Here is a 25,729-nt window from a genome sequence, read left to right on the forward strand (position 1 = left end):
ATGTTGGAGGTGCTCCTTAGAAAGGAGGTGATCCAGCCGCACCTTCCGGTACGGCTACCTTGTTACGACTTAGTCCCAATCGCCAGTCCCACCTTCGACAGCTCCCTCCCACAAGGGGTTAGGCCACCGGCTTCGGGTGTTACCAACTTTCGTGACTTGACGGGCGGTGTGTACAAGGCCCGGGAACGTATTCACCGCAGCGTTGCTGATCTGCGATTACTAGCGACTCCGACTTCATGGGGTCGAGTTGCAGACCCCAATCCGAACTGAGACCGGCTTTTTGGGATTAGCTCCACCTCACAGTATCGCAACCCTTTGTACCGGCCATTGTAGCATGCGTGAAGCCCAAGACATAAGGGGCATGATGATTTGACGTCGTCCCCACCTTCCTCCGAGTTGACCCCGGCAGTCTCCTATGAGTCCCCACCATCACGTGCTGGCAACATAGAACGAGGGTTGCGCTCGTTGCGGGACTTAACCCAACATCTCACGACACGAGCTGACGACAACCATGCACCACCTGTAAACCGACCGCAAGCGGGGCACCTGTTTCCAGGCRTTACCGGTTCATGTCAAGCCTTGGTAAGGTTCTTCGCGTTGCATCGAATTAATCCGCATGCTCCGCCGCTTGTGCGGGCCCCCGTCAATTCCTTTGAGTTTTAGCCTTGCGGCCGTACTCCCCAGGCGGGGCACTTAATGCGTTAGCTACGGCGCGGAAAACGTGGAATGTCCCCCACACCTAGTGCCCAACGTTTACGGCATGGACTACCAGGGTATCTAATCCTGTTCGCTCCCCATGCTTTCGCTCCTCAGCGTCAGTTAATGCCCAGAGACCTGCCTTCGCCATCGGTGTTCCTCCTGATATCTGCGCATTTCACCGCTACACCAGGAATTCCAGTCTCCCCTACATCACTCTAGTCTGCCCGTACCCACCGCAGATCCGGAGTTGAGCCCCGGACTTTCACGGCAGACGCGACAAACCGCCTACGAGCTCTTTACGCCCAATAATTCCGGATAACGCTTGCGCCCTACGTATTACCGCGGCTGCTGGCACGTAGTTAGCCGGCGCTTCTTCTGCAGGTACCGTCACCTTGCGGCTTCTTCCCTACTGAAAGAGGTTTACAACCCGAAGGCCGTCATCCCTCACGCGGCGTCGCTGCATCAGGCTTGCGCCCATTGTGCAATATTCCCCACTGCTGCCTCCCGTAGGAGTCTGGGCCGTGTCTCAGTCCCAGTGTGGCCGGTCACCCTCTCAGGCCGGCTACCCGTCGTCGCCTTGGTAGGCCATTACCCCACCAACAAGCTGATAGGCCGCGAGTCCATCCAAAACCACAAAAGCTTTCCACCAACCACCATGCGATAGTCAGTCATATCCGGTATTAGACCCAGTTTCCCAGGCTTATCCCAGAGTCAAGGGCAGGTTACTCACGTGTTACTCACCCGTTCGCCACTAATCCCCCCACAAGTGAGGTTCATCGTTCGACTTGCATGTGTTAAGCACGCCGCCAGCGTTCATCCTGAGCCAGGATCAAACTCTCCGTTGAAGTAAAACAAAAACAGACACAACCACAACNGAGGTTCATCGTTCGACTTGCATGTGTTAAGCACGCCGCCAGCGTTCATCCTGAGCCAGGATCAAACTCTCCGTTGAAGTAAAACAAAAACAGACACAACCACAACCACCGGAAATAACGGCRGAAACAGCTGCACAAAATTTGAAACCAGCTAAAAACACCAGGCCCATCCACGGGGTGGACAAACCCAGCACAATCAACCAATTTAATAAAAAATCGGTATCAACAAACTTGGCACACTATTGAGTTCTCAAACAACAGACACANAGGCCCATCCACGGGGTGGACAAACCCAGCACAATCAACCAATTTAATAAAAAATCGGTATCAACAAACTTGGCACACTATTGAGTTCTCAAACAACAGACACATTCGAATATTCCCGGAAACAATTCAATAAATCGTTTATTCCGTATTTCTTCGCTGCGATGCTTCAATCTTATTTCATTCATATTCACTTTTGCAAATCCGGTTATTTTCCCGGAATTCACTCGGTGGAATGAATCCGCCCAGCAAAATGAGAAGCAATTTCTTCAGTTCCACGGCGTGCGCGGTAAGAATTGCTTCTCAGAAGTTGGGGGTTTGTCGCCACTCAGCGGCGGCGACTCAGAAAACAATACACGCCCTCCAGCAGCCGTGCAAATCGGCTGGGGAAGGGCGTGCATGCAGGACCCGATAGTGCTAGGGAACCAGCACTTCAACGGTGGCCAGGTTCTTCTTGCCCCGGCGCAGGAGCAGGTACTGGCCGTGCAGAAGTTCGGACTCGGAGATCACGGCTTCGGCATCAGAGACCTTCTCGTTGTTCACGTAGGCACCCCCCTCGCCCACTGTCCGGCGGGCGGCTGACTTGCTTTCCGAAAGACCGGACGCCACCAGCAGGTCAATAATCCCCATCCCATCCACTTGGACTGTGGTGGAAGGAAGCTCGGAGGTGGCCGCCTGCAGGGTCGCCTTGTCCAGTGCGGCCAGGTCGCCGTTCCCGAAAAGAGCGGCGGAAGCTGCAATGACCTTTTCCGTGGCGTCCACTCCGTGCACCAAGGAAGTCACTTCGAAAGCAAGCTTCCGCTGGCCTTCCCTGGCAAAGGGACGCTCGGCCACGGAAGCGGCGATCTCTTCAATTTCGGCCCGCGTCAGGAACGTGAACACCTTGAGCCGGTCCACCACGTCGGCATCCGCCGTGTTGAGCCAGAACTGGTAAAAGGCGTAGGGGCTGCACATGCCGGCGTCCAGCCAGATGGCATTGCCCTCGCTCTTGCCGAACTTGGTTCCGTCGGAGTTGGTGATCAAGGGCGTTCCCAGGGCGTGGACGCTCTTGCCCTCCACCTTGCGGATCAGTTCGGTACCGCTGGTGAGGTTGCCCCACTGGTCCGAGCCGCCGGTCTGCAGCACGCAGCCGTAGTCGCGGTAGAGCTGCAGGTAATCCATGCCCTGCAGGATCTGGTAGCTGAACTCCGTGTAGCTGATGCCCTCATCAGAGTTCAGGCGGGAGGCCACGGCGTCCTTGCGCAGCATGGTTCCCACCCTGAAGTGCTTGCCCACCTCGCGCAGGAAGTCGATGGCGCTCAGCGGAGCGGTCCAGTCCAGGTTGTTCACGATCCTCGCCGCGTTGTCACCCTCGAAGCTGAGGAAGCGGCTGACCTGGGCCTGAAGGTAGCCAACCCACTCTGCCACCGTGTCCTTGGTGTTCAAGGTACGCTCCGCCGTCGGACGGGGATCACCAATCATGCCCGTGGAGCCACCCACCAGGCCAAGCGGCTTGTGACCGGCCAGCTGAAGACGCCGCATGACCAGGAGCTGGACAAGGTTTCCCAGGTGCAGGCTGGGCGCGGTGGGGTCGAAGCCGCAATAGTACGTGACCGGCCCATTGGCGAGGAGCTTTTCCAGCTCTGCTTCGTCGGTGGAGACATGGACCAGCCCACGCCACTTCAGTTCCTGCCAAATGTTGGCGAAAGTGGGGTCGTTGCGCTGCGGTTCGAGGTTGTTCAGTTCTGGCACGCTTCCTAAGTTAGCAGTAACGCCCAACAGCGGGTCAGCCCGCGATCCCGGCGGGCACGGGTTGCGAGGCAATCAGCCGCAGGCGCTGCGTGGCACGGGTCATGGCCACGTACAGGTCCCCCACCTTGCCGTGCTCGTGGTTGAGCATGACGGACGGTTCCAGGACCACGACGCCGTCGAACTCCAGGCCCTTAGCCTCGCGCGGGCTGATCACCACGATGTCCTGTTCGTAGCTGCCCGCGCCGGTGCCGATCCGGCGCCCGTACACGGTACGCAGCGCTGCGGTGGCCTCGGGCAGGAGGTCACCGTCGGCAATCACGGCGAGCAGGCCGCCGTCGAGCGCCTTGATTTCTTCCGGGAGGACCTCCACCAGCTTGCTGACCACTGCCCCTTGCCCGACTTCGTCGATGACGGGTCCCCAGCGGCCCTCCCGTACTGCCTTGGGCGCGGACACCACCAGACCGGCGGCGTTGGCCATCCTGACGGCTGCTTCAGCAATCTGGGATGGCGTGCGGTAGTTGACGGTGAGCTCCTCCAGCTGCCAGCGGTCGCCGAACATCGGGGCCAGTGCCCCCTGCCACGAATTGGCTCCGGCCACGGAACTGGTCTGCGCGATGTCGCCCACAATGGTGAAGGACTTCAGCGGGCAGCGCCGGACCAGCAGCCGCCACTGCATGGGTGAGAGTTCCTGCGCTTCATCCACCACGATGTGCCCGAAGGCCCAGGTGCGGTCGCTCGTGGCGCGTTCGGCGGCCGTCTGCCGGGCTTCCTGCTCCCGGTTCTGCTCGGCCAGTTCCTCCGCGGACATCAGCGGGTCCACGCCGGCGGCTTCCATGTTGACCAGCGTCTGCTTGGCGTTGGCCAGGTCGCGGGCTCGGTCGTGCTCCTGCTGGGCCAGGCCGCGTCCGGCAGCCGGGTCCAGCTCGCCGAGAAGTTCGGCGGCCTCGTCCAGCAGCGGTACGTCGGATTCGGTCCAGGGGGCATCGGCTGGACGCTGCAGCAGTGCCCGCTCGGCCGGGGTCAGGTTGGGGGTGCAGAATTCCAGGATTTGCGGTTTGCTGAAGAGGTCTGAGATCAGCTTCTCGGGCGTCATGGGCATCCAGCACAGGTTCAGCGCGATCCGCACGTCCCGGGCAGTGCGGACATCCTCGGCAAGGTACGAGCGGTCCGCATTGTTGCCGAGGTTGCCGGCTTCGACGAGCTCCGTCATCTGTTCGGTCAGTTCGCGCAGCAGGATCTTCACGAACGTGACGCGTGCCTCGTTGTACGGCTTTCCGGTGGCACGGGCGCGTTCCCGGGCACGCCGGACCTGCCGGGGCGTCAATGTAAGCTTGCGGCCGTCCACCTCGAGGATCCGGTTCTGGGCAGGGACGCGCATGCGGTTGGACACGGCGTTGGCCACGATGGCCGCCATGTCCAGGCGGCCCTTGATGGCCGCCACGTCCGCGTCGGGTTCGGGAACGGCATTGATACCGGGCATCAGGCGGCCCAGGCTGGCCATGACAACGCCGGTCTCGCCGAGCGAGGGCAGCACCCGTTCGATGTATTTCATGAACGACGACGACGGCCCCACCAGCAGCACGCCTGCACTCTTGAGACGGTCACGGTGGGTGTACAGCAGGTAGGCGGCACGGTGCAGGGCCACGGCGGTCTTGCCGGTGCCCGGCCCGCCCTGGACCACGACGGCGCCGGAGATGGAGGACCGGATGATCCGGTCCTGTTCCGACTGGATGGTGCTGACGATGTCCGACATGCGGCCGGTCCGCTTGGAGTTCAGCGCAGCGAGCAGGGCGCCTTCGCCCTGCAGCGATTCGTCGTCCGTGAGCATGCCGGCGTCCAGGACGTCGTCCTCGATGGCCTTTACTTCGCGCCCCTGCAGGATCAGGTGCCGGCGGCGGCGTACGCCCTGCCGGTCGAAGGCTGTGGCCTGGTAGAAGTGGCCCGCCTCGGGTGCCCGCCAGTCCACCATCAGCCGCTGCAGGTCCTCCGTGGTGAGCCCAATGCGGCCAATGTACTGCGCCTCACCGGAGTCCAGGTCCAGCCGGCCGAAGACCAGCCGGTCATCCACCGCATCCAGCTGCGCCAGGCGGTCCTCATACAGTGCGGCGAACGCATCACGTTCGGAAACGTTCTGCATGGTGCCCACGGCTCCGGCGCGCCGGACCTGCGCCAGCTGGCGGCGCTTTTCCTCCCGGAGTTCCTCCAGCCGGGCATACAGGCCGGCTACATACTCCCGTTCGTGGGCCAATTCGGCGTCGTGCATTAACGTTCCCCTATCGCGAAAGACAGACCGTCCATTCTACAACCATTTCCGTTAACGCTTGTGAAACGTTGCAGCCGGTGACAGGCCTACCTGCTGCTTGCGGATCCGGGGCTTGGCGGCCTTGTATTTGGAGACGGTGGGATCGCCGGTGAGCCAGAACCGCCAGGCGTATTCCTCCGATCCCCCGGCCCCGGCCACGCCCACCCTCGGACCGGAACTGACGGGACCGCTGGTGCCGGACGGAAGTTCCACGCCAAAAGGCGGAGCCAGCGCGTCCCGGCCGCTGTCCGCCGTCGTCAATCCCAGGGCTTTGGCAAGGCGGGCCGGACCGCTGGCCAGGTCGGCGGGACTTTTCGACGTCGGACGGCGCCGTTGTGCCAGTTCAAGGCCATCCACCACCTCGCCGGCGCGCAGCAGCAGGGCGGACGCGACGCCGGCCGGGCCGCAGACGATGTTGGTGCAGTGGTGCATCCCGTAGGTGAAGTAGACGTAGAGGTGCCCGGCGGGACCGAACATCGGGGCGTTGCGCGGGGTTGGACCGCGGTAGGTATGTGAGCCGGGGTCCGGGTGCAGGGAATCCTCGGGCCCAAGATACGCCTCCACCTCGGTGAGCCGGATGGACACGGAGCCCTCCCGGGACTGGTGCGTCAGGACGGCCCCCAGCAGTTGCGGAGCAAGCTCCCGGGCATCCCCGGACAGGAAACTCCGAAGCTGCCCGGTGTCCGAAGTACTTTCGTTCATTGCTTGACCTTACCCAGATGGGGGCTGCTTCAGCTCCCCGCAAGGGGGCCGGGCAAAGGATTTGCGGCCCTCCACGGCCATGTCCGATTTCCGCTAGTACCGGCCGCGGCAGGCTGGCAGGATGGAGGAATGGACTTCTGGCAGCGCTACCGGGCAATCGATGCCCGCGACCCCCGGTTCGACGGCCAGTTCTTTACGGCCGTCCGCACCACGGGGATCTACTGCCGCCCCTCCTGCCCGGCCCGGACCCCCAAGGCGTCCAACGTGACGTTTTACGAGACGTCCGCCGCGGCACACGAGGCAGGCTACCGCGCCTGCAAACGCTGCCTGCCGGAGGCGGTACCGGGCACGCCGGCCTGGAACGTGCGCCAGGACGTTGCGGGCCGGGCGATGCGGCTGATCAACGACGGCGTGATCAACCGGGACGGGGTTGCCGGGCTGGCGTCCCGCCTGGGCTATTCGCCCCGCCAGCTCAACCGGATCCTGGGACATGAGCTCGGCGCCGGTCCCCTGTCGCTGGCCCGGGCTGCAAGGGCCCAGACCGCGCGGACGCTGCTGGTGTCCACCTCCATGAAGCTGGCCGACATCGCCTTCGCCGCCGGCTTCAGCAGCGTGAGGCAGTTCAACGACACCATCGCCGAGGTGTTCGACATGACCCCCACGGCCCTTCGCAATGCGGCTCCGGGCAGGTCGGCCCGGCACCCGGTGGCCGGCGGCGGCACGACAGCCCTGACCCTGGGACTGCCCTACCGCCCGCCGTTCGATCCGGGCATCTTCTCCTTCCTGGCCGTCCGCGCCCTCCCCGGGATAGAGGTGGGCACGCCCACCTCCTACGCACGGACCCTGCGGCTCCCCCACGGGGACGCGCGCTTCCGGGTGTCGTACGACGGCGGGGCGCGGGAAGGGCAGCTCACCCTCACCGTGGGCGCAGTGGACCTTCGCGACCTGCCGGCGCTGCTGAGCCGCGTGCGGCGGCTGTTCGACCTGGACGCAGACCCGGAAGCGATTGACGCCGCCCTCGCCGCAGATCCGCGGCTTGCTGCCGCCGTTGCCTCCGCTCCCGGAATGCGGCTGCCGGGGGCGCTGGACCCGCAGGAGCTGCTGGTCCGGGCCATGGTGGGCCAGCAGGTCACAGTTGCAGCGGCTCGGACCGCACTGACCCAGCTGTCCGCGGCCGGCAGCCCCAGCAGTACCGCCGGCGACGGCCTGGACAGGCTTTTCCCCACGCCGGCCCAGATAGCCGCATCAGAACATCTGCTGCGCGGGCCCAGGAGGCGGACCGAATCGCTGCTCGGTGCAGCATCAGCCATGGCCGCCGGAGAACTGGAGTTCGGTTATGGGGACGACCCCGCAAGCCTGGCCGCCAAACTGCTGCCCTTGCCGGGGGTGGGACCATGGACCGCAGGGTACGTCGCCATGCGGGTCCTGGGCGCCCCGGACGTCTTCCTGGCCAATGACGCGGCCGTGCGCAACGGGATCCGCGCACTCGACATTGGGGAGAGCACCCTCAGCCTTGACTTCCGGGAGACCAGCCCGTGGCGCTCCTACGCCACCATGCACCTGTGGCGCGCCGCGGCACAGCCTGCACTGACAACAACCGTTCCCGCGAAAGGGATGCCATGAAAGCGCAATTGATGCAGCTGTCCACCCCGGACGGAGCCTTCACCGTCCTTGCCCGCGATGGTGTGGTCCTCGCTTCGGGCTGGACGGCAGGCCTTGCGGAACTGACCGGACAGGTCCATCCCGCACTGCGGCCCGACGCCGTGGAGGAGGTGACGGACCTCGGCGGGATCTCAGCCGCCGTCGAAGCCTTCTACTCAGGCGATCCCATGCCAGCCATGGCAGTCCCGGTCCTGCAGCAGTCCGGCCCGTTCCGTGCCCACGCGTGGGATGTGCTGCGCCAGGTCAAACCCGGTTCACCGGTCACATACACCGAGTATGCGGCCCTGGCGGGAAACCCGCGTGCGGTACGGGCCGCGGCCAGCGCGTGTGCCTTCAATGCGGCGGCGTTGTTCGTGCCGTGCCACCGCGTGATCCGGACCGATGGCTCCCTGGGCGGCTTCCGCTGGGGCCTGCGCATCAAGGAGAGCCTGCTGGCCCGCGAGGCCGCCTAGTTCTACCGTGAGTGCAGTACTACTTCGGTTCCGGCAGCGCCGAGGGCCAGGGCAGCAGGGCGGGAAGGTCGGTGCCGTCCCCCGCGGCAGTGGCCCGGAGGCTGTCCAGTGACGGCTTCCGCCCCGCAAGCCAGGCGGCGATGTCCGTGACCATGCCGCTGACGACGACGGTGCTGCCGCCGGCGCCGAGGGCCAGCGGCGGAAGTGCCACTGGCTGCAGGACCAGCCGGGTTTCGGCCGGAACACGGGCGGCCAGGAAATCGAAGAGGTGCGAGCAGAATTCCCGGTTCCAGGTTTCGGGTCCCGTGCCGCTGTCCAGGTCCGCGGTGTGGATGACCAGCTCGCGCCAGAGCGCCAGGCCGGCATCGAAGATGACGCCGTCGCGGAACGCGATGCGCGTCTGCCACTCGTCCTCACCCAGCGAGTCGAAGGCAGCCAGTGCGCGCTGCAGCGCAGCGTCGACGTCCGCCCGGTGCTGCTCGAGGCTGTGCCCGGCGGCGAGGTCGATGGCGCGGTTGCGGGCTTCCACGCCGCCGTCGTAAAGCTCCACCGTTTCGCCGCGGCGGCCGTACTCCACCTGCCGGGCCAGGGCGTCGCAGATTCCTGCGATGTGCGCCAGAAGGTGGCCGCGGCTCCAGCCGGGAAGGGTGGACGGAGCGGTTTCACCGCCGTCGGGAATGCGGTCCAGCCCGGCGGTCAGGGCGTCGGCTGCCTTGTGCAGTTCAGCCAGGAGCACGGCAGGGGAAGGAGAGGTCATGCGGCCAGCCTAGCGGAGCAGCCGCTGAGCACGGCGCCTATTCCAACGGCGTTCCGTCCGGCCCCACACGGTGCCGGACGTGGTTGCCGTCGTTGCTGGCCTGCCAGAACTCAATCTCGACGGGCTGAAGGGCGTAGAGCTGCCAGTGTGGATTGTCGCTGCCGTCGGCCCGGGGCCGCTCGTGCCAATCCACGGCCGAGGCTTCCGCGGAGAGCACCGCCACGGTGCCGACAACCCGGACCTGTCGTCCCATGCCCGGCCAGTAGAAGTTCATGGCGGCACGTGGCTCGGCGGCCAGTTCCCGGCCCTTGCGGGAGGTGCGGGACGTGGCAAAGTGCCAGCCGTCGTCGTCAATGTTCTTCAGGATCAGCATCCGCGAGGACGGCTGCTTCCCTCCCCCGGATGCCGCGCCCACCGTGGCCAGGCTGAACGCGTGCGGCTGCAACTCCCCCGCGTCCAGCGCCTCGTCCAGCCACTGCTTGAAGAGCAGGGCGGGATCCTGCGGCGCGTTGGCGGGGTCAAAGCCGGGCAGGTCGGACGGAAAGTCGGGAAGGGTGCGAAGGAACTTGCGGAAGGTTTCGCTCATGTGCCCAGCCTAACGGCGCGTCAAGGGCCCACGACCCCCAACGCCCGCTCAGATATGGCAGGGAAATTGGCAACGCCCGCTCACTTTCTTAGGAAAAGTGAGCGGGCGTTGCCCCAAATGGTGCAGGACGTGAGCGGGCGTCCTAGCCGGCGTACTCCCGGACCTCCGCGAGCTCCGCTTCGAGCGCAACCAGCTGGCGTTCGACGGCGGCCGGTGCCGTGCCGCCCTGGGAGTTGCGGCTGTTGAGCGACCCCTCCGTGGACAGGACCGTGCGGACCTCGGGGGTGAGGTGCGCGGAGATGGCCGCGTACTCTTCGTCGGTAAGGTCCCACAGCTCCACGCCGCGGGATTCCGCCTGCTTGACGGCGGCACCGGAGAGTTCGTGCGCCTCGCGGAACGGGACGCCCTGGCGGACCAGCCATTCGGCGATGTCGGTTGCCAGCGCGAAGCCCTGGGGGGCCAGTGACTCCATCCGCTCGGTGTTGAACTTCAGCGTGGCGATCATGCCGGACACGGCCGGGAGCAGCAGCTCCAGGGTGTCGGCGGCGTCGAACACCGGCTCCTTGTCCTCCTGCAGGTCGCGGTTGTACGCCAGCGGGAGGCCCTTGAGCGTGGCCAGCAGCCCCGTCAGGTTGCCGATCAGGCGCCCCGCCTTGCCGCGGGCGAGTTCCGCCACGTCCGGGTTCTTCTTCTGCGGCATGATGGAGGACCCCGTGGAGTAGGAGTCGTGCAGCGTGACGAAGGAGAATTCCTTGGTGGCCCAGATGATGACTTCCTCCGAGATACGGGACAGGTCAACGCCGATCATGGAGCAGACCCACGCGAACTCGGCGAAGACGTCGCGGGACGCGGTGCCGTCGATCGAGTTGTGTACGGCGGAGTAGAACCCGAGGTCCGCAGCCACTGCTTCCGGGTCCAGGCCCAGTGAGGACCCCGCCAGGGCGCCAGACCCGTAGGGCGACACGCCTGCCCGCTTGTCCCAGTCCTGCAGCCGCTGCACGTCGCGCAGCAGCGCCCAGGCGTGGGCCAGCAGGTGGTGGCTGAGCAGGACCGGCTGGGCGTGCTGCAGGTGGGTGCGGCCCGGCATGGCAACAGCATGGTGGGCCTTGGCCTGCTCCACGAGCGCGTCCACCGTGGCCAGGACGCCGCGGGCGATGATCTTTGCATGGTCGCGCAGGAACATCCGGCCCAGGGTGGCCACCTGGTCGTTGCGCGACCGGCCGGCGCGGAGCTTGCCGCCCAGCTGGGCTCCGGCCCGTTCGATCAGCCCGCGTTCCAGCGACCCATGCACGTCCTCATCGGACTCGGCCGGCAGGTAGGCGCCTGAGGCCACGTCCTCGTCCAGCTGCGTCAACGCTGCGAGCATGCCTTCCAGCTCGGCGTCGTCCAGCAGCCCGGCCTTGTGCAGCACGCGGGCGTGCGCCTTGGACCCGGCAATGTCGTAGCGCGCCAGCCGCCAGTCGAAGTGCGTGGACTTGCTCAAGGCCGCGAGGGCGTCAGCGGGGCCGCCGGCGAACCGGCCGCCCCACAGCGCACCCGCATTTGTGGCTTCGGTCTTTTGCTCAGCCACAGGGGCTACTTCCCTGCGACCCGGATGTCGCGGCCCGAGGCAACCTTGGCGGACATGCCCCACAGCTCAATGAAGCCCTTGGCCTGGGACTGGTCGAAGGTGTCGCCGGTGTCGTAGGTGGCCAGCGAGAAGTCGTACAGCGACGTGTCGGAGCGGCGGCCGTTGACGATGGCCTGGCCGCCGTGCAGGGTCATGCGGATGTCGCCGGAGACGTACTTCTGGGTGTCCTCGATGAAGGCGTCCAGGGAGCGCTTGAGCGGGGAGAACCACTGGCCGTCGTAGACCAGCTCGGCCCAGCGCTGGCCAACGGTGGCCTTGAAGCGCGCCTGCTCGCGCTCAACCGTGATGTCTTCGAGGTGCTTGTGCGCGGTGATCAGCGCCATGGCGCCCGGAGCTTCGTAGATCTCACGGGACTTGATGCCCACCAGGCGGTCCTCGACGACGTCGATGCGGCCCACGCCCTGTGCACCGGCGCGGCGGTTGAGTTCCTTGATGGCCTGCAGCGGGGTGACCTTGACGCCGTCGATCGCTACCGGAACGCCGGCTTCGAAGGAGATGGTGACCTCATCCGGTGCCGGCGGGAACTCCGGGGTGGCGGTGTAGTCGTAGATGTCCTTGGTGGGCGCGTTCCAGATGTCCTCGAGGTAGCCCGTCTCCACGGCGCGTCCCCAGACGTTCTGGTCGATGGAGTACGGGTTCTTCTTGGTGGTCTCGATGGGCAGTCCCTTTTCCTCGGCGAAGGCGATGGCCTTGTCGCGGGTCAGGGCGAGGTCGCGGACCGGTGCGATGCACTTCAGGTCCGGGCCCAGGGTCTGGATGCCGACTTCAAAGCGGACCTGGTCGTTGCCCTTGCCCGTGCAGCCGTGGGCCACGGTGGTGGCGCCGAATTCGCGGGCGGCCTTCACCAGGTGCTTGACGATGACGGGGCGGGAGATGGCGGACACCAGCGGGTAGTGGCCCTGGTAGAGGGCGTTGGCCTTCAGCGTGGGCACGCAGTACTCGTTGGCGAACTCGTCCGACGCGTCGGCCACGTAGGCCTCCACGGCGCCGCAGCCCAGGGCGCGCTGGCGGATGGTTTCCAGCGATTCGCCACCCTGTCCGACGTCGACCGCCACGGCGATGACCTCGGCACCGGTGGCTTCACCGATCCAGCCGATGGCGACGGACGTGTCCAGGCCGCCGGAGTAGGCCAGCACAATGCGTTCAGTCACTTTAGATGCTCCTTGTTGGGATTGGTTGATTCGTTGTCTTCAAGCTTATTGCCCGGCTTCCTCAGCCATTTGCAGGAAGCGGGCTGCCAGGTCCGGGCCGCCCAGCGGGTCGCGGGAGACCAGCAGGACGGTGTCGTCACCGGCGATGGTGCCCAGGATGGACGGCATCACCGAATGGTCGATGGCCAGGGCCAGGAAGTTCGCAGCTCCCGGCGGGGTGCGGAGAACGGCGATGTTGGCGGAGGCTTCGGCGGTCACCAGCAGTTCGCTGCAGAGCCGGGCCAGCCGCGCGTCCAGGATTTCCTGGGTCACGCCGCTCTTGGCGGCCCGTTCGCCGCCTTCGCCGGGGACGGCGTAGACCAGGACGCCTTCCTTGCCGCGGACGCGGACAGCGCCCAGCTCCACCAGGTCGCGGGAGAGCGTGGCCTGAGTGACCTGTACGCCGTCGTCCGCGAGCAACGCCGCAAGCTCAGCCTGGGAACGCACTGACTGCCCGGTGAGGATGGCGGTGATGCGCGCCTGCCGGGCGGTCTTGGTGGCCGGGCTGGTGCCCGGAGTGGACGGCTGGGCGGACACTAGAACGTGCTCTCTCCGGTGCCTTCGACGGGGGAAAGGCCATCGACGAAGGCCAGGCCTGAGCGGTGCATCAGCCATGCCATCAGCGCCTTCTGGGCGTGCAGCCGGTTTTCCGCCTCGTCCCAGACGATGGACTGCGGGCCGTCGATGACGTCGGCGGAAATCTCGTAGCCCCGGTAGGCCGGGAGGCAGTGAAGCACGACGGCGTCATCCGCAGCGAGTGCCATGGCGTCCGAGTCGACGGAGTAGTCCCGGAAGAGCTGCATCCGGGCTTCCTTTTCGGCTTCCTGACCCATGGATACCCAGGTGTCGGTGGCGACGACGTCGGCACCCTTCAACGCTTCCTTGGCATCGGTGGTGATGAGGACTGAACCACCGGTTTCGGCCGCGCGTTCCTCTGCCGCCGCCACGATCTCCGCGGCCGGCAGGTAGCCCTCCGGCCCCGCAATGCGGACATGCATGCCGGCGGTGACCCCGGCCAGCAGGTAGGAGTTGGCCATGTTGTTGGCGGCGTCGCCCAGGTAGCTCATGGTGAGCCCCTTGAGGTTGCCCTTGTGTTCCTTCACGGCCAGCAGGTCGGCCAGGAGCTGGCACGGGTGGTAGTCATCGCACAGGGCGTTGATGACCGGAACCTTGGAGTTCTCCGCCATGGCTACCAGGCCGGCGTGCGGGCCGGTGCGCCACACAATGGTGGAGACCATCCGTTCGAGCACCTTGGCGGTGTCCTCCACGGACTCCTTGTGCCCGATCTGCGCCTCGCCGGGGTTGATGATCAGGGCGTTGCCACCCATGTCCGCAATGCCCGTGGCGAACGAGACACGGGTCCGGGTGGAGGTCTTGTCGAAGATCACGGCCACGGTCTTGCGGCCGCTGCCTTGCGCGGCGAATGGCTGGACGCTGTAGGGGGCAGCCTTCATTCGGGCGGCGAGCTCAAGGACTTCGGCCTGTTCGGCGGGGCTGAGGTCGGTGTCCTTGAGGAAGTGCCGGGTTGCGGTGGTCACTGGGCGTCCTTAGCGGTCTGGAGGATTGCCGGGAATGCGGCGAGGAAGGTGTCGGCCTGTGCCGTGGTGAGGATCAGCGGCGGTGCCAGGCGGATGGTGCGGGGGCCCGGGCTGTTAACGATGAACCCCGCATCGAGGGCGGCCTGCACCACGGCGGGGGCTACGTCCGCGTCCAGGTCGAACCCGATCAGCAGCCCTTCGCCCCGGACCTCGGTCACGCCCGGTATCGCGGCCAGCGCGGAGCGCAGGTGCTCCCCCACCGCCGTGGCGTTGGCCAGGACGTTCTGGCTTTCGAGGGCGTGGAGGGTGGCGAGGGCGGCTGCTGTGGCCACAGGGTTTCCGCCGAAAGTGGTGCCGTGCTGGCCGGCGGACAACAACGACGACGTCTGCTCACCCATGGTGATCAGGGCACCGATCGGGAAACCACCGCCCAGTCCCTTGGCCAACGTGATGGCGTCCGGGACAATCCCGGCGTCCTCGCTGGCGAGCCACTTGCCGGTCCGTCCGATTCCGGTCTGGACCTCGTCCAGGATCAGCAGGGCACCGGTCCTTGCGGTCACCTCCCGCGCAGCCTTCAGGTAGCCCGGCGGCAGCGGCCGGACACCGGCTTCACCCTGGATGGGTTCCAGGAACACGGCCGCCACGGTTTCGTCCACTGCTGCCTTGAGTGCTTCCACGTCCCCGAACGGGATGTGGACCACGCCGCCGGGCAGCGGCTCGAAGGGTGCCCGGTATGCTTCCTTGGCCGTGAGCGCCAGAGCTCCCATGGTCCGGCCGTGGAAGGCCCCCTCGAGGGCGATGATTTTGGTCCGCTTCACCGGACCCTCGCCGGTGTTGCGGCGGGCCAGCTTGAAGGCGGCCTCGTTGGCTTCCGTGCCGGAGTTGCTGAAGAACACCTTGGAGCCGGCGGGAGCGTGGGCCAGTTCCAGGAGTTTTTCGGCCAGTGCCACCTGGGTGGGGCTGGTGAAGAAGTTGGAGACGTGGCCCAGGGTGGCCAGTTGGCTGGCAATCACTGATGTCACGAAGGGGTGCGCGTGGCCCAGGGCGTTCACGGCAATGCCGCCCAGCAGGTCGAGGTATTCCTTGCCGTCGGCGTCCCACACCAGGCAGCCTGCACCGCGGACCAGGACGCGCTGGGGCGTGCCGAAGACGTTCATGAGGGAGCTGGAGTAGCGGGAAAGCCACTCGGAGCCCGCGTGGCCGGTAGTCTCCACCAGCTCGGTCACTGATGATTTTTCCATCGTGTTCATCCGTTGATCTCCTCGTCCGGGACTACCTGGGTGCCGATGCCCGCCGTCGTAAATGTTTCAAGAAGCATGGAGTGGGCCAGGCGGCCGTCCACGATGTGTGCCCGTTCAACGCCCTCGTCAACGGCCTTGAGGCAGGCAGCCATCTTGGGGATCATTCCTGATTCGAGCCTGGGCAGCATCTGCCGCAGCTCCGAGGCGGTGAGGGATGAGATCAACGAGGACTTGTCCGGCCAGTTGGCGTAGAGGCCCTCGATGTCAGTCAGGATCACCAGCTTGGAGGCGCCCAGCGCCGAGGCGACGGCGGCCGCTGCAGTGTCCGCATTGACGTTCAGGACCTGGCCGGTGGGCTGGAAACGGGCAGTACCCGCCACGCCCTCTCCGCCGTCGACAATTTCCGGGGCCACCGTGGAGATCACCGGAATGCGCCCCGCGTCGAGGATGTCAACGATGCCGGCGGGGTCCACGCCCACCACCTCACCCACCAGCCCGAGGTCAACCTCTTCGCCGTCCACCACGGTGCCTGTGCGCACGGCGCGAAGCAGTCCGCCGTCTTCGCCGGACATGCCGACGGCGTAGGGCCCGTGGGAGTTGATCAGGCCCACCAGTTCGCGTCCCACCTGGCCGGTGAGGACCATGCGGACCACGTCCATGGCTTCGGGGGTGGTGACGCGGAGGCCGCCCTTGAACTCGGATTCAATGCCCAGCCGGCCCAGCATGGAGTTGATCTGTGGGCCGCCGCCGTGGACCACCACGGGGTGGATGCCTACGTGGTGGAGGAAGACGATGTCTTCGGCGAAGGCGCGGCGCAGTTCGTCGTTGACCATGGCGTTGCCGCCGTACTTGACCACCATGGTGGTTCCGGCGAACCGCTGGATCCAGGGCAGCGCCTCGATCAGGGTTGCCGCCTTGTCCTGGGCGGCGGACATGCTGGTGGTTTCACGCGTCTGGGTGTTCATGTTGTCACTTTCCACAGCGGTTTATCCCTTGTGCGGGCAATGGCTGGCGGAGCCCCTAGCTGGAGTAGGCGCTGTTCTCGTGCACGTAGTCGTGGGTGAGGTCATTGGTCCAGATGGTGGCTTCGGCGTCGCCTGCCTGCAGGTCGATCTCCACCAGCACCTCGCGCGGCTCCAGGTCCACCAGGCTCCGGTCGTCCCCGATGCTGCCGTTGCGGCAGATCTGGACGCCGTTCATGGCCACGTTGAGCTTGTCCGGTTCGAAGGCGGCGTCCGTGGTGCCGACGGCGGAGAGCACGCGGCCCCAGTTGGGGTCCTTGCCGAAGATGGCGGCCTTGAAGAGGTTGGAGCGGGCCACCGAACGGCTGACCGTTTCGGCGTCGGCTTCGCTGGCGGCGTTGAAGGTGCGGATGGCGATGTCGTGGCTGGCACCTTCAGCATCGGCGATCAGCTTCCGGGCCAGCTCGGCGCAGACCTGGGTCAGGCCCTCGCCGAACGCTTCGGCGGAGGGAACGGCACCGGCGGCGCCGGAAGCCAGGAGGACCACCGTGTCGTTGGTGGACATGCAGCCGTCGGAGTCGGCGCGGTCGAAGGTGACGCGCGTGGCATCGCGGAGGACGACGTCGAGCAGTTCCGGCTGCACCATGGCATCCGTGGTGAGCACCACCAGCATGGTGGCCAGGCCGGGTGCCAGCATGCCGGCCCCCTTGGCGATCCCGCCGATAGTGAATTCCTGGCCGTCGGAGTCGGTGCCGATGAAGAGGGCTGACTTCGGCACGCTGTCGGTGGTCATGATGGCGGTGCCGGCGGCCGGGCCGCCGTCGGCACTGAGCTCTGCAGCAGCAGCCTCAACGCCGGGCAGGATCTTGTCCATGGGCAGCTGCTCGCCGATCAGGCCCGTGGAGCAGACAAAGACGTCGGTGGCCGAGATGCCCAGCACCTCGGCCACTTTCTCGGCGGTGCTGTGGGTGTTCTGGAAGCCGGTGGGACCGGTGCAGGCGTTGGCTCCGCCGGAATTGAGGATGACGGCATCCACGCGGCCGTCGGAGACCACCTGACGGGACCAGTGCACGGGGGCTGCCGCCACGCGGTTGCTGGTGAAGACGGCGGCGGCCGCCCTGGATGGGCCGTCATTGACGACCAGGGCGAGGTCCGGGTTCCCGGAGGCCTTGAGTCCGGCAGTGACGCCGGCTGCCCGGAATCCCTGGGGTGCGGTGATGGTCACGGGGCTACTCCCTGGAGGTTGAGGCCGGCGGTTTCGGGCAGGCCGAGTGCAATGTTCATGGACTGCACAGCGCCGCCGGCCGTGCCCTTGGTGAGGTTGTCAATCACGCAGGTGACGATGACCCGTCCCGCGTGCGCGTCGAAGGCCAGCTGCATGGCGGCATGGTTGGAGCCCTGGACGGACTTGGTCGCTGGCCACTGGCCCTCGGACAGCAGGTGGACGAACGGCTCGTCGTCGTATGCTTCGGTCCATGCCTGGCGAAGCTGGGCTGCGGTGGTGCCGGCCTTGACCTTGGCGGTGGCGGTGGTCAGGATGCCGCGGCTCATGGGAGCAAGGGTGGGAGTGAAGGAAACGCTGACTTTTTCCCCGGCTGCGTTGGAGAGGCCCTGCTCGATCTCGGGGGTATGCCGGTGTCCGCCACCCACGCCGTAGGGGCTCATCGAACCCATGACTTCGGAGCCGATCAGGTTGACCTTGGCGGCCTTGCCAGCGCCCGAGGTGCCGGAGGCCGAAACGATCACCACGTCATTTGGCTCGAGCAGGTTCGCCGCGAAGCCGGGGGTCAGCGCCAGGAGGGCCGAGGTTGGGTAGCAGCCGGGAACGGCGATGCGCTTGGCGCCCTTGAGGGCTTCACGCTGCCCGGGCAGCTCCGGAAGTCCGTAGGGCCAGGTGCCGGCATGGGGCGAGCCGTAGAACTTCTCCCACGCGGCGGGGTCCTCGAGGCGGTGGTCCGCGCCGGCGTCAATGACAACTGTCCCTTCGGGAAGCTGGGCGGCGATTTCGGCCGAGGCTCCGTGCGGCAGCGCCAGGAAGACGACGTCATGGCCGGAGAGGTTCTCTACCGTGGTGTCTTCGAGGATGCGGCTGGCCAGCCCATGCAGGTGCGGCTGCAGTTCGCCGAGGCGGGAACCGGCGTTGCTGTGGGCTGTGATGGCACCGATGGTCACACCGGGATGTCCGGCGAGAAGGCGAAGGACCTCTCCCCCGGCGTAGCCGCTGGCTCCCGAAACCGCAACAGAAATAGTCATGCTCCGACTATACAGCAATAGTTATGCACTGGTATCGATATTTATGCATAGCGGGCGACCGCCCGAAAGGTGGGCGGCACTTGTCCTGCCGGCGGGCGGTGTCCCTAGGATGGGTCTCGGCGGCCGGGCAGCAGATGCGCCCGGGAAAGGAGAGCAATGACGCATGCAATCGTCGCACGGCAGGCAGGGGGACCGGAAGTCCTCGAGTACACCGAGATTGAGCGGCCGGTTCCGGGCCCGGGCCAGGTGCTCTTCAAAGTGGGGGCGGCGGGCGTCAATTTCATCGACACCTATAAGCGCAGCGGGACCTACAAAGTCCAGTACCCCTTCACCCCCGGCACGGAAGCCGCGGGCACTGTCGAAGCAGTGGGCGAAGGTGTTACCGGCTTCTCGGTGGGCGACCTGGTTGCGACGGCAGAGGGCTTCAACTGCTACGCCGACTATGCCTTGGTGGATGAGGACGCCGCACTGCCGGTACCCAAGGGCCTGGACGTCTTCACGGCTGCAGCCCTCCCCCTGCAGGGAATCACGGCCCACTACCTGATAAATTCGACCTTCAAGGTGGAGCGCGGCCACAAGGTCCTGCTGCACGCCGGAGCCGGCGGCGTGGGGCTGCTCCTGATCCAGTTGCTTAAAGCCCGGGGCGCGGAGGTTCTCACGACGGTCTCCACGGATGAAAAAGAGCAGTTGGCGTCCGACGCCGGCGCGGACCACGTGCTGCGCTACGACGGCTTTGCGGAGCGGGTCAGGGATATCACCAGCGGGACCGGCGTTGACGTCGTCTACGACGGCGTCGGAAAGGACACCTTCGATGGTTCGCTGGCGGCATTGCGGATCCGGGGCATGCTGGTGCTGTTCGGCGCCGCGTCCGGCCCGGTCTCGCCGGTTGACCCGCAGCGCCTCAACTCCGGGGGATCTCTGTTCCTCACCCGTCCCACCATGGGCCACTATTTGCGGGACGCTGTTGAACGGCGCTGGCGCTCGGACGGGATCTTTGCCGCCGCGACTGACGGCAGCCTCAAGGTACGGATCGGTGCCCGCTACCCCTTGAGCCAGGCAGCGCAGGCACACCGCGACCTCGAGGGCCGGAAGACCACGGGCAAGGTCCTCCTGGTCCCCTGATATCTGGTCCCCCTGGCCCTGGGAGGGTGGAACAGGGCTTTCGGCCCACCCCAAAGGCAGCCCCAGGGTGGGACACTCGGCCAATGATGCATCAGCGAAGCCTGCGCCGACTTCCTGCAGCCGGAACACTTATCTGTGTTCCGGCCTGCTGGTTTGCGTTCCGGCGTCTCCAACTGCGCTGGGGTGCAACCCCGGAGGAGGCGGGCGGGAAACTGCCCGGTGACGATCTGATCGCTGTCGCGGGCCTGCAGGCAACGCGGTCGGTCACCGTCAATGCCCCGGCTGAACGGGTGTGGCCCTGGCTGGTGCAGATGGGCCAGCGCCGAGGGTGACTCTACAGCTACGATTTCCTGGAAAACCTCGCAGGCCTGGACATCCACAGCGCGGACCGCATCCATCCTGAGTGGCAGGACATCAAAGTGGGGGACCCTGTCCATCTGGCACCCACGGACTCCTCGAATCTGGAGGTGGCGCTCCTTGAACCGGAAAGAGCGCTCGTCCTGCGGATCCCCCCGGTTCCAGCGCCCGGCCCCTTCGACTTCACCTGGGCCTTCATCCTCCAACCCAAGTCAAACGACACCACCCGACTCGTTGTCCGTGAGCGGTACGCCTACCGGCAATGGTGGGCACGGTTCCTGGTCGAGACCGTGGAAGTCGCCAGCTTCGTCATGTCCCTGCGCATGCTCCACGGAATCACGAGCCGGGCCGAGGGTCTCATTTAAAGGAAGAGGCCGCAGACCGCAGCCATCCCGGGGTTTCTGCGCCATCAGCATGTTCGAACAGCTGGCGCCGTAACGAAGAAGTCCCCGCACCCATTCAGTGGGTGCGGGGACTTCTTTCGTTCGGGGGGTGTCCTGCTTACCGCTGGACGGCTCCGAAGCGTTCTGCGGCCAACGCAACTGCCTGCTCACGTGCAGCCGAGGCTTCGTCTGCGGTGAGAGTGCGGTCGGCTGCCCGGAACCGGAGGCCGAAGGCCAGCGACTTCTTGCCTTCCTCGATGCCCTTGCCCGCGTAGACGTCGAACAGCGCCACGTCCTCCAGCAGCTCGCCGGCACCTTCACGCAGCGCGTCAAGGACCTCATCCGCGGGCACGTCGGCAGGAACAACGAGGGCAACGTCCTGGGTGGCTACCGGGTACGTGGAGATGTGGCGGGCCACGATCACGTCCGGCGCGGCCTCAAACAGGGCGTCGGCGTCGAGCTCGAGTGCCACCGAACGGGCGGGCATGTCCGAGGCTGCCAGCAGCTTGGGGTGCAGCTCGCCCGCGTATCCCACGGTCTCCCCCGTCCGCAGCGCCAGGCGGGCGGTGCGGCCGGGATGGAACGCCTGGTGGCTGCCCTGGCCGACCACCAGGTCGATGCCGAGGACATCACCCGCGAGCCGGGCTACATCCAATGCATCCGCCCAGTCCCACTGCCGGGGGGTGTGCCCCGCGGCGGCCGGGGAATCGTGGCCAGTAAGGACGGCGGCCACGTGGAACGGCTGGTCCGGGACGCCGTCGTAGAGTGCATCGAGCACCTCGGCGTCAGGCTTGGCGCCCAGCGGCGGGATGGATTCGGTACCCACCTTCCCAGCGGGCAGGAACACCAGGCCGGACTCGAAGAGTGCCAGATCCCGGAAGCCCCGCGAGTGGTTCCGCTTGGCCACCTCGATGAGCCCGGGCAGGATGGAGGTGCGCAGGTAGCCCTGTTCCTCACTGATCGGGTTGGCGAGCTTGACCGCGCTTCGCGCCGCACCCTGTTCAGCAACGCCAAAGGTGTCGTTCGCGGCCTTGGACACGAACGGGTAGGACAGCACCTCGGTGAGCCCGGCATCGGCCAGGGACTGGATCAGTCGCCGGCGCTGCTCCTGGACCCGGGTAAGTCCGCGGCCCGGAGGAGCCACCGGCAGGGTGGCGGGAATTTTGTCGTAGCCCACCAGCCGCGCGATTTCCTCGGTCAGGTCTTCCTTGGTCTCCAGGTCGCTGCGCCATGTGGGCGGCGTGACGTTCCAGCCGCCGTCGTTCTTTTCCACGACGGCACCCAGGTCCTCAAGCGAGGTGACGATCTGCTCTTCGGTGAAGTCGATGCCGATGCGCGCCGCGGCGAAGCGGGCGGGCAGTTCGATGGTGATGGTCTCCGGCGCCGTGCCCACGTCGGTCCCGGCGTCGTCGGCGGTGCCGCCGGCGAGTTCCACCAGGAGGTCGACCACGCGCTGGGCGGCGATGCCCGCCACCTGCCAGTCAACCCCGCGTTCGAAACGCTTGGACGCCTCGGACGGCAGCTTGTGCCGGCGCCGCGACCGCCCAATGGACACCTCGTCGAAGTGTGCAGCTTCCACCAGGACGTTCGACGTCGAGTCGCTCACCTCGGTGGCCGCGCCGCCCATGACACCGGCAATGCCGATGGCGCCGGAGTCATCGGTGATGAGCAGGTCCTCGGCGTCAAGAGTGCGTTCCTTGCCGTCCAGGGTGGTGATCTTCTCGCCCGCCGAGGCACGCCGCACCACGATGTCGCCGGACAGCTTGTCCTGGTCGTAGCAGTGCGTGGGCTGGCCCAGCTCCAGCATGACGTAGTTGGAGATGTCCACGGGCAGCGAGATGGAGCGGATGCCTGCCAGCCGGAGCCGGGACACCATCCATGGCGGGGTGGGCCTGGTGGCATCGACGCCGCGCACGGTGCGTGCGACGAAGCGGTCGCAGCCGGGCTTGCCGTAGATGGGGGCGTCGTCGTTGAGCTTGACGCCGTAGCCGCCGGACAGCCCTGCCGGGGCGTTGACCTTCCCGGCGGGGTCGGTGAAGGCGGTGCCGGTGGCGTGCGCGTACTCGCGGGCCACCCCCCGGATGGAGAAGGCGTAGCCGCGGTCCGGGGTGACGTTGATTTCCGCTGCCTCGTCATAGAGGTCCAGGAGCTCCATGGCGTCGGTGCCCACTTCCGGGTCAAGCCCGATGCGGGACAGCACCAGGATGCCGTCGTGGTCCTCGCCGATGCCCAGTTCACGGACCGAGGCGATCATGCCGGCCGACAGGTGGCCGTAGGTCTTGCGGGCCGCGATGCGGAAGTCGCCGGGCAGCACGGCGCCCGGAAGCGTGACCACCACCTTGTCGCCCTCCACGAAGTTGTGGGCGCCGCAGATGATGCCCTGGACACCGGAGGGGTCAATCCCGTCTCCGGTGAGGGTCTGCTCCTGTCCCTCGGGGACGACGCGGACCTGGCACCAGTTGATGGTCTTGCCATTGGTCTGCGGCTCCTTGACCAGGCTCAGGACCTGCCCCACCACGATGGGGCCCTTCAGGGTGTCCGTGGGACGGTGGACTGCTTCTTCCTCGAAGCCGACCTTGACCAGCTCGGCCATGACATCTTCGGCCGATGCATCGGCCGGTACCGCCGCGAATTCACGCAGCCAGGAAAGTGGGATACGCACTGTTAGATCTCCATCCCGAAGTGCTCGCTGAACCGTACATCGCCTTCGATCATGTCGCGCATGTCCCCCACCTCGTTGCGGAACATGAGGGTGCGCTCGATGCCCATGCCGAAGGCAAAACCTGAATAGACATCCGGGTCGATGCCGGTGGCGCGCAGGACGTTGGGGTTGACCATGCCGCAGCCGCCCCACTCGATCCATGCCGGGCCGCCCTTGGCACCGGGGTGGAAGATGTCCAGCTCGGCTGACGGCTCGGTGAACGGGAAGTAGTTGGGGCGCAGCCGGATCTGGGCTTCGTCGCCGAACATCTGGCGGGCGAAGTGTTCCAGGGTGCCGCGCAGGTCCGCCATGGACAGGTTCCTGTCGATGGCCAGGCCTTCGAACTGGTGGAACACCGGGGTGTGGGTGGCGTCCAGTTCATCGGTGCGGAACACCTTGCCGGGGCACAGCACGTAGATGGGCACCTCGCGCTCCAGCATGGACCGGACCTGCACCGGCGAGGTGTGGGTGCGCATCAGCAAGTGGGCCTCGGGCGGTTCCACGAAGAAGGTGTCCTGCATTTCACGGGCCGGGTGGTCCGGCTTGAAGTTCAGGGCGTCGAAGTTGAACCACTCCGATTCCACCTCGGGGCCTTCGGCAATTTCCCATCCCATGCCCACGAAGATGTCCGCCACGCGGTCCTGCAGGGTGGAGAGGGGGTGACGGGCACCGGCGCGGCGGCGACGCGGCGCTGCGGTGACGTCCACAGTCTCCTCGACCAGGATCCTGGCGTCGTTTTCAGCCTCCAGAACCGCGGTACGGTCGGCGAGCGCCTTGTTGACCCGGCCTCGGGAGGCGCCCATCAGCTTTCCGGCGACCGCTTTCTGGTCTTTCGGCAGTTTGCCGATTTCCCGGTTGGCAAGGCTCAGCGGGGACTTCTCGCCGCTGTGGGCAAGGCGCACCGCCTTCAGTTCGTCAAGGGTGGCCGCACCGGCGATGGCGGTGATGGCCTGGTCTACAGCGGCGTTGATGGCGGCCTCATCCGTGGGGTTCGGGATGGCACCGCCCGGCAAAGTTTCAGTCATCTACTGTTCTTAGCTACGAGTCGTGGCTGCCGGCGGCCGGGCAGCCGTTGGCGGTTTCCCGCCCGGCGCGTCCGTCGCCGGCAGGTCATGGATGAATGCGCTGAACGTCAGGTGCATTCAATGACCAGGTCAGGGCTCGCCGGCAGGACCGGCGGCCACTGCCCTCCAGTCTAGTTGAACCCTCCGGTTACCATGGCCTCATGACTTTGCGGCAGCGCGCGGGTGCCTTTCACGGCCCGACGACGGCCCAGCGGCTGAGGCGGGCAGCGAACCTCCTGAACGGGAGCACCCTGGCCGGACTCGCCGTCGCCCTCGCCGCCCGGACCCGCATCAGCCGGGGGCCGCGCGGACTGATCATCGCCGCGGGCTACCGATGGCGGCTGCCGTTCGCGCACGCCTACACCCTGGGCAACGTGGTGCTGTGCCGCAGCACGGCCGCGGAACTGCTGTCCCGGCCGGTACTCCTGGGGCACGAGGAAAGGCACAGCACCCAGTACGCGTGGTGCCTGGGATTGCCTTTCATCCCGCTGTACCTTGCAGCCGCGGGCTGGTCGGTGCTGCGTACCGGAAATCCGGGAACGGGCAACATCTTTGAACGCCGGGCAGGGCTGGCGGCCGGCGGCTACCCGCTCACGGCGGGAAGGCGACGGTGATGGGACAGGAACCCGGCGTGAACGGGGATGCGCGGACAGTCACCGTCACGGGTACGGGATGGGCGGAAGCGGCCCCTGACCTGATGCTGGTTTCGGTGGGAGTAGAGTGCCGCGCCGAATCGGTGGAGGGTGCATATGCGGCGGCTGCAGAGGGACTGGCCGCGGTGGGCTCGGTCCTCCGCAGCCGCGGCGTTGCCCCGGCCGATATCCGCTCGACGGGTTTATCCCTCCGCGCCGACCTCGCCTGGCGGGACGGCGAAGGCCAGAAACTCGTGGGGTACGTAGCGGCAGGCACCCTTTCGGTTCGCCGGAGCATCCGCCATCATTTCCGAAGCCGTTCGCGCCGGCGGGGATGCTGTGCGGCTGAACAACCTGCAGTTGGTCCTCTCTGACGACGCCGCGGTCCGCGCAGAGGCCAGGGAAGCGGCCTGGCATGAGGCACTCCGCACCGCCACGCAGTACGCCTCGCTGGCCTCCGCCACCCTGGGCCGGGTGCTGTCCGTGACTGAACGGCCGCCCGCAGCAGGACCGGTTCCACTTGCCGGCATGCAGCGGACGTCCGCGTCGGAGGGCGTGGCAGTCGAGCCGGGCACCAACCGGGTGGAGGCTGCTGTCACTGCCACGTGGGCACTGGACCAATAGCC

Annotated in this window: 23 protein-coding genes and 1 rRNA gene; 8 read left to right on the forward strand and 16 right to left on the reverse strand. The window is 66.4% G+C overall.

Translation table 11 applies throughout. The features are described 5' to 3' along the window. Nucleotides 1–20: 20 nt before the first annotated feature. From ASG86_RS19015 to ASG86_RS19030, 4 genes are all read right to left on the reverse strand, one after another. Nucleotides 21–1,544: ribosomal RNA gene (locus ASG86_RS19015) — 16S ribosomal RNA — on the reverse strand. Between the two features lie 711 nt (nt 1,545–2,255). Continuing rightward, nucleotides 2,256–3,569, reverse strand: a complete 1,314-nt coding sequence (tyrS, locus tag ASG86_RS19020; protein WP_056338217.1) for a tyrosine--tRNA ligase — start codon at nt 3,567–3,569, stop codon at nt 2,256–2,258. Nucleotides 3,570–3,603: 34 nt separating this feature from the next. Continuing rightward, a complete protein-coding gene (locus ASG86_RS19025; RefSeq protein ID WP_056338219.1) occupies nt 3,604–5,832 on the reverse strand; it encodes a HelD family protein in 2,229 nt (742 codons plus the stop codon). A 51-nt stretch (nt 5,833–5,883) separates the two neighbouring features. Beyond that, nucleotides 5,884–6,573 (reverse strand): DNA-3-methyladenine glycosylase, encoded by a 690-nt coding sequence (locus tag ASG86_RS19030; protein ID WP_056338222.1) that lies wholly within the window; start codon nt 6,571–6,573, stop codon nt 5,884–5,886. 129 nt (nt 6,574–6,702) lie between these two features. Between ASG86_RS19030 and ASG86_RS19035 the strand changes: the two genes are divergently transcribed. Together ASG86_RS19035 and ASG86_RS19040 are read left to right on the forward strand one after the other, a co-directional pair. Further along, nucleotides 6,703–8,196 (forward strand): DNA-3-methyladenine glycosylase 2 family protein, encoded by a 1,494-nt coding sequence (locus tag ASG86_RS19035; RefSeq protein WP_056338225.1) that lies wholly within the window; start codon nt 6,703–6,705, stop codon nt 8,194–8,196. Continuing rightward, nucleotides 8,193–8,687, forward strand: a complete 495-nt coding sequence (locus tag ASG86_RS19040; protein WP_056338228.1) for a methylated-DNA--[protein]-cysteine S-methyltransferase — start codon at nt 8,193–8,195, stop codon at nt 8,685–8,687. Before ASG86_RS19035 ends, ASG86_RS19040 begins: the two co-directional genes overlap by 4 nt. A gap of 19 nt (nt 8,688–8,706) precedes the next feature. Here ASG86_RS19040 and ASG86_RS19045 read toward each other — a convergent pair whose 3' ends face one another. The 10 genes from ASG86_RS19045 to argC all read right to left on the reverse strand — a co-directional run bounded on the left by ASG86_RS19045 (nt 8,707) and on the right by argC (nt 18,844). Further along, on the reverse strand, nt 8,707–9,444 hold the full coding sequence (locus ASG86_RS19045) for a maleylpyruvate isomerase family mycothiol-dependent enzyme (protein WP_056338231.1): 738 nt from the start codon (nt 9,442–9,444) through the stop codon (nt 8,707–8,709). A gap of 37 nt (nt 9,445–9,481) precedes the next feature. Further along, on the reverse strand, nt 9,482–10,030 hold the full coding sequence (locus tag ASG86_RS19050; RefSeq protein ID WP_056338234.1) for a pyridoxine/pyridoxamine 5'-phosphate oxidase: 549 nt from the start codon (nt 10,028–10,030) through the stop codon (nt 9,482–9,484). A gap of 142 nt (nt 10,031–10,172) precedes the next feature. Beyond that, nucleotides 10,173–11,600, reverse strand: coding sequence for an argininosuccinate lyase (gene argH, locus ASG86_RS19055; protein ID WP_056338236.1), 1,428 nt, complete (start codon nt 11,598–11,600; stop codon nt 10,173–10,175). A gap of 5 nt (nt 11,601–11,605) precedes the next feature. Continuing rightward, nucleotides 11,606–12,811: an argininosuccinate synthase gene (locus ASG86_RS19060; RefSeq protein ID WP_056338239.1), complete on the reverse strand. Its 1,206-nt coding sequence runs from the start codon at nt 12,809–12,811 to the stop codon at nt 11,606–11,608. Between the two features lie 45 nt (nt 12,812–12,856). Beyond that, nucleotides 12,857–13,387, reverse strand: a complete 531-nt coding sequence (locus ASG86_RS19065; RefSeq protein ID WP_056338242.1) for an arginine repressor — start codon at nt 13,385–13,387, stop codon at nt 12,857–12,859. Beyond that, the gene (argF, locus tag ASG86_RS19070; RefSeq protein ID WP_056338245.1) at nt 13,387–14,388 is read right to left on the reverse strand and encodes an ornithine carbamoyltransferase; all 1,002 of its coding nucleotides are present in this window, start codon (nt 14,386–14,388) and stop codon (nt 13,387–13,389) included. Before argF ends, ASG86_RS19065 begins: the two co-directional genes overlap by 1 nt. Next, complete coding sequence (locus tag ASG86_RS19075) at nt 14,385–15,638, reverse strand: acetylornithine transaminase (protein ID WP_056338246.1); 1,254 nt, start codon at nt 15,636–15,638, stop codon at nt 14,385–14,387. The genes argF and ASG86_RS19075 overlap by 4 nt, the downstream gene beginning before the upstream one ends. Further along, nucleotides 15,635–16,594, reverse strand: a complete 960-nt coding sequence (argB, locus tag ASG86_RS19080) for an acetylglutamate kinase (RefSeq protein ID WP_056338249.1) — start codon at nt 16,592–16,594, stop codon at nt 15,635–15,637. Before argB ends, ASG86_RS19075 begins: the two co-directional genes overlap by 4 nt. Before the next feature lie 55 nt (nt 16,595–16,649). Beyond that, entirely contained in the window at nt 16,650–17,816 is a 1,167-nt protein-coding gene (gene argJ / locus ASG86_RS19085; protein WP_056338252.1) for a bifunctional glutamate N-acetyltransferase/amino-acid acetyltransferase ArgJ, read from the reverse strand. Next, entirely contained in the window at nt 17,813–18,844 is a 1,032-nt protein-coding gene (gene argC / locus ASG86_RS19090; protein ID WP_056338256.1) for an N-acetyl-gamma-glutamyl-phosphate reductase, read from the reverse strand. The genes argJ and argC overlap by 4 nt, the downstream gene beginning before the upstream one ends. 156 nt (nt 18,845–19,000) lie before the next feature. Here argC and ASG86_RS19095 point away from each other — a divergent pair, with 156 nt between their 5' ends. The 3 genes from ASG86_RS19095 to ASG86_RS19100 all read left to right on the forward strand — a co-directional run bounded on the left by ASG86_RS19095 (nt 19,001) and on the right by ASG86_RS19100 (nt 20,688). Continuing rightward, nucleotides 19,001–19,966 carry a quinone oxidoreductase family protein gene (locus ASG86_RS19095; protein ID WP_056338259.1) on the forward strand — a complete coding sequence of 322 codons (966 nt, stop codon included), beginning with the start codon at nt 19,001–19,003 and terminating at the stop codon, nt 19,964–19,966. A gap of 83 nt (nt 19,967–20,049) precedes the next feature. Continuing rightward, nucleotides 20,050–20,298: a hypothetical protein gene (locus tag ASG86_RS20630; protein ID WP_156386241.1), complete on the forward strand. Its 249-nt coding sequence runs from the start codon at nt 20,050–20,052 to the stop codon at nt 20,296–20,298. A gap of 87 nt (nt 20,299–20,385) precedes the next feature. Next, nucleotides 20,386–20,688 (forward strand): hypothetical protein, encoded by a 303-nt coding sequence (locus ASG86_RS19100; RefSeq protein WP_056338263.1) that lies wholly within the window; start codon nt 20,386–20,388, stop codon nt 20,686–20,688. Between the two features lie 136 nt (nt 20,689–20,824). Here the strand turns inward: ASG86_RS19100 and pheT are convergent, their stop codons facing one another. Then, the gene (pheT, locus tag ASG86_RS19105; RefSeq protein ID WP_056338265.1) at nt 20,825–23,368 is read right to left on the reverse strand and encodes a phenylalanine--tRNA ligase subunit beta; all 2,544 of its coding nucleotides are present in this window, start codon (nt 23,366–23,368) and stop codon (nt 20,825–20,827) included. Between the two features lie 2 nt (nt 23,369–23,370). Further along, nucleotides 23,371–24,432, reverse strand: a complete 1,062-nt coding sequence (gene pheS / locus ASG86_RS19110) for a phenylalanine--tRNA ligase subunit alpha (RefSeq protein WP_056338268.1) — start codon at nt 24,430–24,432, stop codon at nt 23,371–23,373. 200 nt (nt 24,433–24,632) lie between these two features. On the opposite strand from pheS, the gene ASG86_RS19115 reads away from it, so the two are divergent. The 3 genes from ASG86_RS19115 to ASG86_RS21160 are packed head-to-tail and all read left to right on the forward strand — an operon-like array spanning nt 24,633 to nt 25,727. After that, a complete protein-coding gene (locus ASG86_RS19115; protein ID WP_056338271.1) occupies nt 24,633–25,085 on the forward strand; it encodes a hypothetical protein in 453 nt (150 codons plus the stop codon). Beyond that, nucleotides 25,085–25,477, forward strand: a complete 393-nt coding sequence (locus tag ASG86_RS21155) for an SIMPL domain-containing protein (protein WP_327019840.1) — start codon at nt 25,085–25,087, stop codon at nt 25,475–25,477. The genes ASG86_RS19115 and ASG86_RS21155 overlap by 1 nt, the downstream gene beginning before the upstream one ends. Then, entirely contained in the window at nt 25,443–25,727 is a 285-nt protein-coding gene (locus ASG86_RS21160; RefSeq protein ID WP_327019841.1) for an SIMPL domain-containing protein, read from the forward strand. The genes ASG86_RS21155 and ASG86_RS21160 overlap by 35 nt, the downstream gene beginning before the upstream one ends. Nucleotides 25,728–25,729 lie beyond the last annotated feature (2 nt).

Source organism: Arthrobacter sp. Soil764 (assembly GCF_001428075.1).
Taxonomy (GTDB): domain Bacteria; phylum Actinomycetota; class Actinomycetes; order Actinomycetales; family Micrococcaceae; genus Arthrobacter.

What these genes read in the sequence shown, in the direction of transcription:
- ASG86_RS19025 (WP_056338219.1), bottom strand. Translation starts at nt 5,832, where the DNA reads ATGCACGACGCCGAATTGGCCCACGAACGGGAGTATGTAGCCGGCCTG.
- ASG86_RS19030 (WP_056338222.1), bottom strand. Translation starts at nt 6,573, where the DNA reads ATGAACGAAAGTACTTCGGACACCGGGCAGCTTCGGAGTTTCCTGTCC.
- ASG86_RS19035 (WP_056338225.1), top strand. Translation starts at nt 6,703, where the DNA reads ATGGACTTCTGGCAGCGCTACCGGGCAATCGATGCCCGCGACCCCCGG.
- ASG86_RS19040 (WP_056338228.1), top strand. Translation starts at nt 8,193, where the DNA reads ATGAAAGCGCAATTGATGCAGCTGTCCACCCCGGACGGAGCCTTCACC.
- ASG86_RS19045 (WP_056338231.1), bottom strand. Translation starts at nt 9,444, where the DNA reads ATGACCTCTCCTTCCCCTGCCGTGCTCCTGGCTGAACTGCACAAGGCA.
- ASG86_RS19050 (WP_056338234.1), bottom strand. Translation starts at nt 10,030, where the DNA reads ATGAGCGAAACCTTCCGCAAGTTCCTTCGCACCCTTCCCGACTTTCCG.
- ASG86_RS19075 (WP_056338246.1), bottom strand. Translation starts at nt 15,638, where the DNA reads ATGAACACGATGGAAAAATCATCAGTGACCGAGCTGGTGGAGACTACC.
- argB (WP_056338249.1), bottom strand. Translation starts at nt 16,594, where the DNA reads ATGAACACCCAGACGCGTGAAACCACCAGCATGTCCGCCGCCCAGGAC.
- argC (WP_056338256.1), bottom strand. Translation starts at nt 18,844, where the DNA reads ATGACTATTTCTGTTGCGGTTTCGGGAGCCAGCGGCTACGCCGGGGGA.
- ASG86_RS19095 (WP_056338259.1), top strand. Translation starts at nt 19,001, where the DNA reads ATGACGCATGCAATCGTCGCACGGCAGGCAGGGGGACCGGAAGTCCTC.
- ASG86_RS20630 (WP_156386241.1), top strand. Translation starts at nt 20,050, where the DNA reads ATGATGCATCAGCGAAGCCTGCGCCGACTTCCTGCAGCCGGAACACTT.
- pheS (WP_056338268.1), bottom strand. Translation starts at nt 24,432, where the DNA reads ATGACTGAAACTTTGCCGGGCGGTGCCATCCCGAACCCCACGGATGAG.
- ASG86_RS19115 (WP_056338271.1), top strand. Translation starts at nt 24,633, where the DNA reads ATGACTTTGCGGCAGCGCGCGGGTGCCTTTCACGGCCCGACGACGGCC.
- ASG86_RS21155 (WP_327019840.1), top strand. Translation starts at nt 25,085, where the DNA reads ATGGGACAGGAACCCGGCGTGAACGGGGATGCGCGGACAGTCACCGTC.